This window comes from Natronomonas sp., from assembly GCF_028274965.1.
In the GTDB taxonomy this organism is placed as follows: Archaea; Halobacteriota; Halobacteria; order Halobacteriales; family Haloarculaceae; genus Natronomonas.
Genome location: NZ_JAQCNO010000024.1, coordinates 1 through 12,172, shown reverse-complemented (window position 1 = coordinate 12,172; position 12,172 = coordinate 1). Strand labels below are relative to the sequence as shown.

Below are 12,172 nucleotides of genomic sequence, written 5' to 3'. Positions count from 1 at the left end.
TCGAGTTCGATGTCGAAGACGTCGATGTCGGCGAAGCGTTTGAAGAGGACGCCTTTGCCCTCCATGACGGGTTTGGAGGCTTGGGCGCCGATGTCGCCCAACCCGAGGACGGCCGAGCCGTTCGAGACCACCCCCACCATGTTGCCCTTCGTCGTGTACCTGTAGGCGGCCGTCGGGTCGTCGGCGATTTCGGTGCAGGGTGCGGCGACGCCGGGGGAGTACGCGAGCGAGAGGTCTCGTTGTGTGTTGGTGGGTTTGGTGGTCGAGATTTCGAGTTTGCCGGGGGGTGTGCGCCGGTGGTACTCCAGCGAGTCTTCCTCAAGTCCCATACCGGACCCGCGGCGTGGAGGCTAATGAGTGGTCGTGTTGCGCCCGAGGGGTGCCGGCCGGGGCGTCCGGCCCCGTCTCCGCCCTCGGCTCTGACCGACGGCGAGCGGTATCGGCTCTCAGTCGGCCTCGGCGTCGGGCAGCAGCGAACGGGGCGGTCGGTTACTCGACGTCGGGGGCCGTCTCGTCCGTCCGTCCCGGGAGTTCGAGTTCGATCTCGAGTTCCGGGTCGCCGACGCCGTCGAAGTCGATCTCGAGTTCGACCGGTTCGCCGAACCTAAAGGGGAGTTCCCACTCCTCCTCGACGATCGTCAACTCCTCGCTGTCCCGGAGCTGCTCGCCGACCTCGATCAGGAACGCCCCGGCTTCGGCCGCGCTGAGGCGGTACTCCCGCTCGAACTCCCGGCCTCGTTTGATCGTCGTTCGGTCCGTCTCGTCCGCGGTGGGCTCGGTGTCTGACATGGGTTTTTCGTCCGTCCGGAGGGCGTTCGTCCCGGGCCACTCGGGCGGGCCGCGACGAGGAGTCGGCGCGCCGCGGGCGCCGTACCGCACGGTAGCCGACCGCGGAGCAAAAACGGTTCGGCCCGCCGAAGGCGCCGCGCAGCCGAACCGAGACGGCTTCTCCTCTCGATCGGCGCGGGGACCCCCGGAGTTCTCCGAAGTCCGTGGATATAATTCCCCGCTGTCCGAACGGACGGTATGTCGATCGAGTTGGTCTGGGGGAGCGCAGAGGGGACCACGGAACTGAGCGCGTTCGACGCCGCACTCGCGGACGCCGGGATACACAACTACAATCTGATCACGCTGTCGTCGGTGATCCCGAAAGGCGAGTCGGTCGAGCCGGTCGGCTCACACCGGGGGCGTTGGGACGTCGGCGACATGGTCGGCGCGGTGCTCGCCGAACGCGCCTCGACGAGCGCCGACGAGACGGTCGCCGCCGGGCTCGGGTGGGCGCGCTCCGACGAGGGGGGCGTGTTCTTCGAGGCGTCAGGCGAAAGCGCCGCCGACGTCGAGACGCGGCTTCGACGCGGGATCAGGGACGCCAAGTCGACCCGGGAGGCCTGGCGCTGGGAGCCGGACGTCGAAACGCGCGTCGTCGAACACACGGTGGAACACGCAAACGCCGGCGCAGCGGTCGTCGCGGCGGTGTACGAGCCGTTGACGACCGCCTCGCGTTGAGCGGAGACCCGTCGCGCCGCCGTCGGCGCCCGCCCGGCGACCGGAGCGTCGCCGCACCGAACACTGATAACGAGCCGCACCGTTGTCGGACCGATGGGAGCGATCGACCTCACCGACGACGTCGCCGTCGTCACGGGCGGCGCGAGCGGCATCGGACGCGAGATCAGCCTCAGACTGGCCGAACACGGCGCCGACGTGGTCGTCGCGGACCTCCGATCGGAGCCCCGCGGCGGCGGCGATCCGACCCACGAACTGATCGAATCCGAGCACGGGCAGGCGGGCCGCTACGTCGAGTGCGACGTCTCCGAGCCCTCGGATACGGCCGCGGCCGTCGAGGGCGCCGAGGCCCTCGGCGGGGTCACGATCATGGTCAACAACGCCGGCATCTCGCGCAGCGACGACTTCTTAGAGATAACCGAGGCCGACTACGACCGGATGATGGACATCAACGCCAAGGGGACCTTCTTCGCCGCCCAGGCCGCCGCCGACCGGATGATCGAGGCCGACCGGGAGGGCGCAATCGTCAACGTCGCCAGCATCTCCGGCGTGACGGGGCGGGCGACCGGCGCGCACTACTGCGCCTCGAAGGGCGCCGTTCGGCTGATGACGTACGCGATGGCGGCCGCGCTCGGCCCCCACGGGATCCGCGCGAACGCGGTCTGTCCGGGGCTCGTCGAGACGCCGCTGACGAGACAGGACCTGGAGATGTTCGGCGACGACAGGGCCGCGACCGACACCTACGAGCGGGCCGCGCCCTTACGCCGGGTCGGACAGCCCGACGACATCGCCGACGCGGTGTTGTATCTGTCGAGTTCGCTGTCGGGGTTCGTCACCGGCGAGTCGGTGATCGTCGACGGCGGCGCAACGAACACCTGGAGCGGCGTCAGCGACGAATGATGCGGATCGAGGAGCTCCTCGAAACCAGGGTGGACAAAACGCCCGAAAAGCCCTTCGTCACCTTCGAGGACGCGGCGTACACCTACGCGGAGACGGCCGCGAACGCGAAACGGTACGCCAACGCGCTCGCGTCGGCCGGGGTCGGGGCCGGCGACCGTGTCGCGCTGTTCCTGCCGAACGGCCCCGAGTTCGTGTTCTCGATGTTCGCAAACGCCTACCTCGACAGCGTCACCGCCCCGTCGAACCCCGAGTACCAGCCGGCCGAACTCGAACACTCCCTCGATCTCTCGGCGCCGGAGGTGCTCGTCACGACGCCGGCCCTCCTCGAGACGGCCCGAGACGCGGCCGCGGGGACGAGCGTCGATCGGATCCTCCTGACCGAGGCGACCGACGGGTACGACTCGCTCCCGGCGCGCGCGGCCGAACAGCCGCCGACGGTCGAACCCCACGACGGCGACGCCGAATCGATCGGCCTGCACATGTACACCTCCGGGACGACGGGGCCGCCGAAGGCCGTCGAGTGCCAGCACGAAAACTGGACGATCAGCGCGATCGATTTCCAAAAGCGGATGGGCTTTACCGCCGCGGACACGCTCTTGACCGCGCTCCCGCTGTTTCACGCCAACGCGCAGATCTACTCGACGCTCGGGGCCGCCGCCGCGGGCGCCGAGGTCGTCATCTACGAGCGGTTCTCGTCCTCGCGGTGGTGGGAGTGGTGTCGCGAGCACGGCGTCACCGAGTTCAACGCCATGGGGAGCATGCTGAAGATGCTCGACAACGTCCCCGAGACCGACGCCGACGCCGATAACCCGGTCGAGTCGGTCTTCTCGGCGGGGACGCCCGCCGAACTCATCGAGCCCTTCGAGGCGCGCTTCGACCTTCGGGTCGTCGAGGGGTACTCCCTCACCGAGGACCCCCTTTTGATGCTGAACCCGACGGACCCCGAGAGGCGACGGATCGGTAGCGTCGGGCTGCCGCCGGCCGAAAAGCGCATCGACGTCGTCGACGACGACGGCGAGCCCGTCGGAACCGGCGAGAAAGGCGAGATCGTCCAGCGGTGCCCGGCGCTCATGGCCGGCTACCACGGCCAGCCCGAAAAGACCGCCGAGGCGATCGAGGACGGCTGGTTCTACACCGGCGATTACGGCACGATCGACGAGGACGGCTTTCTGTACTTCCTCGATCGGAAGAAGGACATCGTCCGCCGCGGCGGCGAGAACATCTCCTCGTACGAGGTTGAGGGCGTGATCAAGTCCCTCGACGCGGTCGAGGAGGTCGCCGTCATCCCGAGCCCCGACGAGTTCTACACCGAGGTGGTCAAGGCGCTCGTCCGGACGACGGAGGGCCGCGAGATCGACCCCGCCGCGATCGTCGAGCACTGCCGGGGACGGCTGGCGTCGTTCAAACTCCCGCGGTACGTCGAGTTCGTCGAGGAGTTCCCCTACACGCCGACCGGGAAGGTACAGAAACAGCGACTGCGCGAGCGCGAACGGGAGGAGCGCCCCGACCACTGGGACCGAGAGGCCAACGACCTCGACGGCTGAGCGGGGCCGATCCAGCGCCGTCGGACCGGTCGTCCACTGCAGCCGTCGGCCCGGCGACGCTCAATCGCCCGGCGTCTCCGGGGCGTCGCGGCCGAACCGCACCCGATCCTCCGAGGCGTCTCCCTCTGGGTCCCCGCCGAACCGGGGCCGGAGCACGCGCCAGACGACGCCCGGCCGCAGCAGGCTGGTCACGGACCGCTCCAGCCGGAACACGCGGAAGAACGCCTCCGTCAGCGCGCCGTCGCGTTGGGCCCGCCGGAGGAGCAACGCGACGTAGCGGTTGAACAGGTCCGTCCCTGTCGGCTTCGGCCCGGCCGTCCGCTCGAAGGTGAAGTCGCTGCCGACCGCGAGGCGCCAGGGCTCGTCGACGATCGGGCTCGCGCGGTCGAAAAATCGCGGTCCGAGCCCCCCGAGTCCGCCGTCGAGTTCGTGGTGCAACGCGAGGGCCTCGAGCGCCGCGACGGACATCCCCTGGCCGTAGATCGGATTGAAACTGGCGACGGCGTCGCCCGTGACGACCAGCCGGTCGGGGAACCGATCGAGGGCCTCGTAGTGACGCCGCGTGCTCGCGGGGAAGGGGTACCGCTGGATCCCCGAGAGCCACTCGCGTTCGCGGAGCTGTCGGGCGATCTCCCCGATCGGGAGCTCCTCGGCCCACGCGAGGAACGTCTCGCGGTCCGCGGGCGCGCGCTCGCCGTGAAGACCCTGGAACACGACCTCCCAGCGGCCGTCCTCGACGGGCATCATCGCGGCTCCCCGCGGGCGCTCGGGCTCGGCGGCGATCAACACGCCGCCCCGGGCGCGTTCCGGCCGCTCGATGCGGACGGTGCTGTACGTCACGTCCACCTCGACGCGGCTCGTCTCCGGACTCGGGTACCCCTTCGACTCGAGCCACCTCGGGGTCCGGCTGGTTCGGCCGGTCGCGTCGACGACGAGCGCCGCGTCGAGGCCCGTCTCCGCGCCGTCCTCGTCGCGGAACCGGACGCCGGTCACGCGGTCTTCGGCGGCGTCGTACCGGTACTCGTAGAACCGACACCGGCCCCGCAACCGGACCGTTTCGCGGCCGCGTATCCGCTCGCGGACGACGTGTTCGAACAGCGGCCGACTGGCGTACAGCGCGGGCAGCGACGCGTCGGTGCCGGCCACGGTCCCGCCTTGGTCGTACCACTCGAAGCTGTCGGTCATGTCCAACTCGAGTCCGCCGGCGGCCGCGACGTCCTCGTCGAACCCCGGAAACAGATCCCCCAAAACCGCCCGTCCGGCCTCGAGCATGGTGTGGGGCTGGCTCGTTTGCGGCGCCCCGTCGCGGACCGTCGGCTCCGTTGGAATCTCGTCGCGTTCGAGGACGACCACCTCCCCGAAGGCGTCGTCGAGTACCCGCGCCGCACAGAGCCCCGCCATGCTCCCGCCGAGGACCACCGCCCGACCGCCGAGCGGGTCCCCCGTTCGCCCGTCGTAGCGCCCGATGTCGGCAAGCGTCATCGTTTTCGGTGCCGTTGTCGTCTTGTACCGCCCGACGATAGTAAAACGTTCGCGTCGGACGCAAGGCCCGGCCGCGCCGCGGGTCCGTCCGCGCCGCCGTCGGGTCAGGCGGTCGCCGCCCGAGCGACCGCGTCGCCCCCCGCTTTCGGGATCACTCCCACTCGCTCGCGGCGCGGGCCTCGAGCATCTCGCGGAACTGCTCCGTCGTCCGATCGAGCAACTCGCCGGTCGTCGGGTCGAGGATGACGCCGTAGCGCCGGACGAGATCGAGGCGGTCGAGTTCGCCGGCCTCGAAGCGCTCGACGACCGCCTCCGGGTCGGCCTCGAGCCACCCCTCGCGGTGCTCGCGGATGTGCTCGCGCGTCGCCTCGGTCGCCTCGCGGTCGATCTCGTACTCACAGCGGTCGGCGTCGATCTCCTCGATCACGACGCCGTAGTCCCGCTCGGCGCGCTCGATCGAGACGTACTCGTCGATGACGTCCTCCCGGACCGCCTCGGGGTCGCGCTCGAGGGGGTCGCCGAACCCGCCGCCGCCCGAGGAGGGCCGAACGAACTCGTCGCCCTCGGCGATCGGCCGGTTCGAAAACACCGTCCCCATCGGCTCGGGGTCGCCGTCCTGCGTGAGCGTCACGCCGTGGGGGATCCCGGGTAGACCGCCGTTGATCCCCCACGTGACGGAGCGCGCCCGATCGGAGCAGTACGACATGACGCTGTTCGAACACGCCAGCACGCGGCCGCCCTTCCGGACGCCGCACCCGCCGCGGTACTCGCCCGGACCGGCCGAGTCCGTCACGATGGAGTGTTCGCTGGTCAGAAGCGGCGCGTCGCGCTCCTGGCCCTCGAGCGACTGGACGGCGAGCCCCGCGCCGAACACCGGCGCGGTGGCGTTCGAGCCGTCCTTGCCGTCGCGGCCGCCCCAGCCGCCGGCCATCCAGTCGTACCAGGCGAACTCCTGGCCGTCCCGGCCGGGGCGTTGGTCCCGCCCGCCGGCGAGGAGGTACTCGAGGTTGAACGAGCACGCCATGGCGCGCTCGGGCAGCACCTCCGACCACAGCTCGAAGATGGCGTTCATCACCTTCTCGTAGGCCCCGGCGACCGACCCCGTGACGGGGACCGGCTCGGGCGCGTCGACGACGGTCCCCTCCGGGAGGTTGGCGCTGACGACGCGGTACAGCCCGGAGTTCAGCGGGACGTCCGGGAAGAACATCTTCGTGCCGGCGACGACGGCCGAAAACGAGGTTCCGAACGTGGCGTTGAGGAAGTTCCCGATGTGGTCGTCGGACCCCGAGAGGTCATAGCGGACCTCCTCGCCGTCGATCGTCATCTCGACGTCGACGGTGACGAACCCCTCCTCGGCGTCGGGGTCGGCGTCGATGTAGTCCTGCGTGTGCCAGGTCCCGTCCGGGAGCTCGCCGATCCGCTCGCGCATGATGCGCTCGACGTAGTCCTTGGACTCGTCGAAGGCGGTCAGCACGGTGTCGACGCCGTACTTCTCGACGAGCTCGAGCAGGCGCCGTTCGGCGGTCTCCGTCGCCTGCGTCTGGGCGCGGAGATCGCCCATCCGGTCCTCCGAGAGCCGCATGTTCGTCGTCAGGAGGTTCGCGACGTCCTCGCGGAACTCCCCCTCGTCCCAGATCTTCACCGGCGGAATGCGGAGCCCCTCGGCGAAGTGGTCGTTGGCCTCGATGTTGAACGAGCCGGGCGCCGGCCCGCCGACGTCCGCCCAGTGGCCGTTCGATTGGGTGACGGCGATGAGCTCCCCGTCGTGAAACACCGGGCGCATGATCCGGACGTCGTTGATGTGCGTCCCGCCGAGATAGGGGTCGTTCACCATGTACACGTCCCCGGGGTTGATGTCGCCCTCGAAGTACTCGAGCGTCGCCTTGCACGTGTAGTGAAGCGTGCCGACGTGGACGGCGATATCCTTCGAGCCCTGCATGACCGTGTTGCCCTCGGCGTCGTTCAGGCAGTTGCTGAAATCCCGGTTGTAGATCACGAACGAGTAACACGTCCGCTCGATCTGTTCGGCCATCCGGTCGACGAGGTTGCTGAACGAACTGCGGAGCACCTCGAAGGTGACCGGATCGAGGTCGATGTCCGCCTGTGGCTGTGTCCCTGTCATTGTGGTACCGTGATGATGATGTTGCCCGTCCCGTCCGTTTCGGCGCTCGCCCGCGGCGGGACGACGACCGTCGAGTCCATCTGCTCGACGATCGCCGGCCCCTCGATCGTCGCGCCGGCCCCCAGAGCCGACCGATCGTACACGTCCGTCCCGACGTAGCCCCCGGCGGACTCGAAGTACGCCTCCCGGGTCCCGACGCGCGCCTCGGCCGCCGTCCCCGGCTCGATCCCGGGGAAGGCGGGCTTCTCGACGACCCCGCGGCCGGTGACGTGGAGCCCGTATATCTCGACCGGCTGGTCGCGATCGGAGTACGCGTACGTCCGCTCGTGTCGCCGGTGGAACCGATCGCGGACCGCCTCCATGCGCTCGATCGGGCGCGAGCAGGCGACCTCCAGCGAGCGCCACTGCCCGGCGTACCGCATCTTCAACTCGTGGTCGATGCGGATCCCGTCGTCGTCGACGCCCTCCTCGTTGAGCCGCTCGCGGATCTCCGTTTCCATCTCCGCGAAGGCCGTCTCGATGTCCCCGACGACCTCCGCCGTCGCGTCGGCGATGAACGTCCGCGAGAGGTCGTGTTCGATGTCGACGAGCAGACAGCCGAGCGCGGAGTTGATCCCGGGGTACGGCGGGACGATCACCGTCGGGATGCTCATCTCGCGGGCGACGTGGGCGGCGTGTAGCGGCCCCGCGCCGCCGAAGGCGACGAGGGCGAAATCGCGGGGGTCGTACCCCTTGCTCGTCGAGACGAGCCGAACCGCGTTGCACATGTTCGCAACGGCGATGCGCTCGATCGCCGAGGCCGCCTCCGTGACACCGAGCCCCAGCGGCTCGGCGACGTCGCGCTCGATGACCTCCCGGGACGGCTCGGCGGTCGCCTCCATGTCGCCGCCGAGGAAGGCCTCCGGGTCGACCCACCCCAACACGACGTTCGCGTCGGTCGTCGTCGGCTCGTCGCCGCCGCGCATATAGCAGGCCGGCCCGGGGTCGGCCCCCTGGCTGCGCGGTCCGACCCGCAGCGAGCCGCCGTCGTCGATCCAGGCGACCGAGCCGCCGCCGGCGCCGATCGTCTCGATGTCCGTCGAGGGGAACATGATCGGGTAGCCGTACTCGACGGCCCACTCCTCTGTCGTCTCGATGTCGCCCTCGTGCGTGAGCGACACGTCGGCGCTCGTTCCGCCCATGTCGAACCCGATCGCGTTCTCGAACCCGCAGCTCTCGGCGATGTGCTGGCTGGCGATCGCGCCCGCCGTCGGCCCCGAGTTGGCGATGCGGGCGGCGTAGTAGGCGATCGCCTCCGTCGTCATCACGCCGCCGCCGGAGTGCATCGCGAGCACGTCGCCGTCGTAGCCCCGCTCGCTCAGCTCCGCCGAGAGGTCCGTCAGGTACTCCCGGACGACGGGGACCAACGCCGCGTTGATGACCGTCGTGCTCGTCCGCTCGTGCTCGAACATCTCCGGGAGGATCTCGTGGGAGGTACAGACGAACGCCTCGGGGTGTTCCTCGGCGACGATCTCGGCGACCCGCGTCTCGTGCTCGCCGTTGACGTAGGCGTTGATCAACGAGACGGCGATCGTGTCGATGCCGCGCGCCTCGAATATCCGGGCGGCCTCGCGGACGTCGGCCTCGTCGAGCGGTTCGACGACGGCCCCGTCGACGTCGATCCGCTCCGTGACCTCGAGCCGATCGCGGCGCTTGACGTAGGGGTCGGCGACGTCCTCGTAGGCGTCCCAGAGGTCGTCCTTCGTCGCGTCGCGGATCTCGTGGACGTCCCGGAACCCCTCGGTCGTGATGAGCCCGGTCCGCGGGAGCTCCCGCTCTATGAGCGCGTTCGTCCCCACCGTCGAACCGTGCGAGAAGAAATCCAGCGCCTCGATCCCCGTTTCGGCCTTTCTGAGCCCGTCGATCACGCCCTCGGCGGGGTTTGCCGGGGTCGAGGGCGTCTTCGCGATCTCGATGTCGCCGGTCTCCTCGTCGAAGACGATGACGTCGGTGAACGTGCCACCGATGTCCACGCCGGCTCGTTTCATGGTATCATCCTGCACGTCTCTCGTGTCGAACGCCGGTATTAAAACTTGCTACGGCCCCGCCTCCGGCGGCGCGTCGGCCCCACCCGGCGGCGACCTCGTCTCGGCGCCGACCGGGGCGATCTCAGTACGGGCTGTCGGCCGGGAGGTCGGTCTTGAACGTGTAGCAGTACCGCTCCATCCCGCGGTCCTCGTAGAACCCGTGGGCCTCCTCGCGCCACAGCCCCGAGGCTAACTCGACGCATGAGCACCCCCGATTTTCGGCCCACGACTCGACCCACGACAGCAGCGCGTCGCCGTGGCCCCTCCCACGATGGGGCTCGTCGACGACGAGGTCGTGAACCCAGGCGTGGGTACCGTGATAGAGGTTGGTCTCGACGACGACGCCGGCGAGCCCGCGGACGTCGCCGTCGACCCGGAGCGCGAACAGCCGGTAGCCGCTTTCGGCCGACATCGTCCCGACGAGTTCGACGAACCGGTCCTCGCCGACCGGCCGGAGCTGGTCCATGATCGGGTAGGCGTCCCGGAGTTGGGCTTCGGTCGTCAGCTCGACGATGTCAGGGCCTGCCATGCCACACCGGGTCGTCGCCGCCACATAACCGTTTGGGTCCGCTCGGCGCGCTCACCCGGCGACGAACTCGACGCCGGTGATCTCGAAGCGCGCGCCGCCGTCGGAGCCGTTGGTCAACCGGATCTCCCAGCCGTGGGCCTCAGACACCCGCTCGGCGATATTCAGGCCGAACCCGGTCCCGTCCGCCGCGGTCGAGTACCCCGCATCGAAGACGTCCCCGCGCTCCGCTTCGGGGACGCCCGGCCCGTCGTCCTCGACGTAGAAGCCGTCCTCGGTGGCGCCGACAGAGACCGTCACGTCCCCGCCGCCGTGCTCGACGGCGTTTCTGGTGAGGTTCTCGACGAGCTGCTGGAGGCGCTCTCTGTCCGCCCGAACCCGGCGCTCTGTGTCGGTCACGAGCGTCGCGTCGGCGGTCGCTACGTTGTGCCAACAGCGCTCGGCGAGCGCCGACAGATCGACCGGCTCGAGGTCCCTGTCGGTCTCGCCGTGACGCGCAAGCGTCAGGAGGTCGTCGATCAGGGCGTCCATGCGTTCGTGCGCCTGCGACACCGACTCGAGGTGTTCGCTACCGCACTCCTCGCGGGCCAACTCCAGTCGCCCCCTCGCCACCGACAGCGGGCCCTGGAGGTCGTGGGACACGACGCTTGCGAACTCCTCTAAGCGCTCGTTTTGCCGTTTGAGCTCCGTGAGCATCCGTTCGCGCTCGAGTTCGTCGCTCACCAGCTGGCTCATGAGCCGGACGAACGTCCGTTCGGCGTCGGTGAACGGCTCCGCGTGCGGCGCGTCCGACGCGAAAAAGACCGTCCCGTACAGCTCCCCGTCGACGGTGATCGGCGTGCCGATGTAACACGCCAGATCGAACGTCTCGTACGCCGGGTCCCCGGCCCACCCCTCGGCGAGCGCGTCCTGTACCTCCAACACGCCGCCGCGTTCGATCGTCCTCCGGCAGTACGAACGCGAGAGCGGACACGACTCCCCCGGCTGCAACAGCGCGTGGTCCCCGCTCGCCTCGACGATCGTCTGTGTCCCGTCCTCGTTCCCGTCACCGTTGTCGTCGCCGCCGTCGGCCCTCTCGATCCGGGTCAGGTGGCCGTAGGGTAATCCGAGCTTCTTCGGGCCGATCTCCAACAGCCTGTTGATCTTCTCCGTCGCGGTCGACCCCTGATCGGTCGCCACGTCGTAGAGGCTCTGGAGGAACTCCACCGTCGCCGCGCGATCCCGTTCGCGCTGCCTGCGCGCGGTGACGTCGCGGCTGATGGCGACGAAGCGCGACCGCCCCTCGAGATCGAGCCGCCTGACGTGCACCTCGACCGGAAACGTCGAGCCGTCGCTGCGCCGGTAACGCCCAGACATGCTGTGTCTGTCGCCGGCGTCCATCCGATCCCAAAGCGAGCGCGCCTCCTCGGGATCGATCGACGCGTCGAGTTCCCAGATCTTCGTCCCGGCGAGTTCGTCCGCGTCGTAGCCCGTCTCTTCACACAGCCGCGGGTTCGGCGTGAGGATGTTCCCCTCGGCGTCGTGGACGTTGATCATGTCCGGGGAGCTCTCGAAGAGCGTCTCCAGCCTGGCGAGGGTCTCCTCGAGGCGTTCCTGTCGCCGTTCGCGTTCGGTGACGTCCCGGAACTGCGAGAAGACCGCCACGACGTCACCGGCGTCGTCGGTCACGACGCGGTTGTGCCACTCGCAGACGATCCGCTCGCCGTCCTCGCGGACGTTCTCGTTGCGGCTGTAGTAGCCGTCATCGTTCTCGAGGAGCTCCTCGACGACCGTCGAGACCGACTCCCGTTCGGCGTCGGGGACGATCCGTTCCCAGGACTCGCCGATCAGCTCCGATTCGGCGTACCCGAGGATCTCCTCGGCGGCGTCGTTCATGCGGACGAGATCGAAATCCGCGTCCCACTCGACGACGCCGAGCGGCGACTGCTCGAAAAACAGGTTGAGACGGCGCTCCCGATCGGCGAGTTCGGCCTGCGTGCGGTGTTTCTCGACGGCGTTTGTGATGCGGTTTGCGAGGACGGCGTACTGG

At 69.3% G+C, this 12,172-nt stretch carries 9 protein-coding genes and 1 pseudogene; 3 read left to right on the top strand and 7 right to left on the bottom strand.

Translation table 11 applies throughout. From position 1 onward, the window contains the following. Together Q0916_RS04110 and Q0916_RS04105 are read right to left on the bottom strand one after the other, a co-directional pair. Nucleotides 1–329, bottom strand: a pseudogene (locus Q0916_RS04110) (NADP-dependent malic enzyme); the annotation flags it as partial. A gap of 160 nt (nucleotides 330–489) precedes the next feature. Beyond that, the gene (locus tag Q0916_RS04105) at nucleotides 490–789 is read right to left on the bottom strand and encodes an amphi-Trp domain-containing protein (RefSeq protein WP_299234775.1); all 300 of its coding nucleotides are present in this window, start codon (nucleotides 787–789) and stop codon (nucleotides 490–492) included. A 237-nt stretch (nucleotides 790–1,026) separates the two neighbouring features. On the opposite strand from Q0916_RS04105, the gene Q0916_RS04100 reads away from it, so the two are divergent. From Q0916_RS04100 to Q0916_RS04090, 3 genes are all read left to right on the top strand, one after another. Beyond that, nucleotides 1,027–1,506: a pyruvoyl-dependent arginine decarboxylase gene (locus Q0916_RS04100; protein WP_299234772.1), complete on the top strand. Its 480-nt coding sequence runs from the start codon at nucleotides 1,027–1,029 to the stop codon at nucleotides 1,504–1,506. Nucleotides 1,507–1,599: 93 nt separating this feature from the next. Continuing rightward, nucleotides 1,600–2,403 carry an SDR family NAD(P)-dependent oxidoreductase gene (locus Q0916_RS04095; RefSeq protein WP_299234769.1) on the top strand — a complete coding sequence of 268 codons (804 nt, stop codon included), beginning with the start codon at nucleotides 1,600–1,602 and terminating at the stop codon, nucleotides 2,401–2,403. Further along, nucleotides 2,400–3,947, top strand: a complete 1,548-nt coding sequence (locus Q0916_RS04090; RefSeq protein WP_299234766.1) for a class I adenylate-forming enzyme family protein — start codon at nucleotides 2,400–2,402, stop codon at nucleotides 3,945–3,947. The genes Q0916_RS04095 and Q0916_RS04090 overlap by 4 nt, the downstream gene beginning before the upstream one ends. A gap of 60 nt (nucleotides 3,948–4,007) precedes the next feature. Here the strand turns inward: Q0916_RS04090 and Q0916_RS04085 are convergent, their stop codons facing one another. The 5 genes from Q0916_RS04085 to Q0916_RS04065 form a co-directional block, all read right to left on the bottom strand. Beyond that, nucleotides 4,008–5,429 carry an FAD-dependent oxidoreductase gene (locus Q0916_RS04085; RefSeq protein WP_299234764.1) on the bottom strand — a complete coding sequence of 474 codons (1,422 nt, stop codon included), beginning with the start codon at nucleotides 5,427–5,429 and terminating at the stop codon, nucleotides 4,008–4,010. A gap of 151 nt (nucleotides 5,430–5,580) precedes the next feature. Continuing rightward, nucleotides 5,581–7,551, bottom strand: a complete 1,971-nt coding sequence (locus Q0916_RS04080) for a hydantoinase B/oxoprolinase family protein (protein WP_299234762.1) — start codon at nucleotides 7,549–7,551, stop codon at nucleotides 5,581–5,583. Continuing rightward, nucleotides 7,548–9,578, bottom strand: coding sequence for a hydantoinase/oxoprolinase family protein (locus Q0916_RS04075; RefSeq protein WP_349254504.1), 2,031 nt, complete (start codon nucleotides 9,576–9,578; stop codon nucleotides 7,548–7,550). The genes Q0916_RS04080 and Q0916_RS04075 overlap by 4 nt, the downstream gene beginning before the upstream one ends. Nucleotides 9,579–9,699: 121 nt before the next feature. Next, nucleotides 9,700–10,146: a GNAT family N-acetyltransferase gene (locus Q0916_RS04070; RefSeq protein ID WP_299234756.1), complete on the bottom strand. Its 447-nt coding sequence runs from the start codon at nucleotides 10,144–10,146 to the stop codon at nucleotides 9,700–9,702. Nucleotides 10,147–10,197: 51 nt separating this feature from the next. Further along, on the bottom strand, nucleotides 10,198–12,172 hold a 1,975-nt coding region (locus tag Q0916_RS04065), incomplete at its 5' end, for a PAS domain S-box protein (RefSeq protein WP_299234754.1).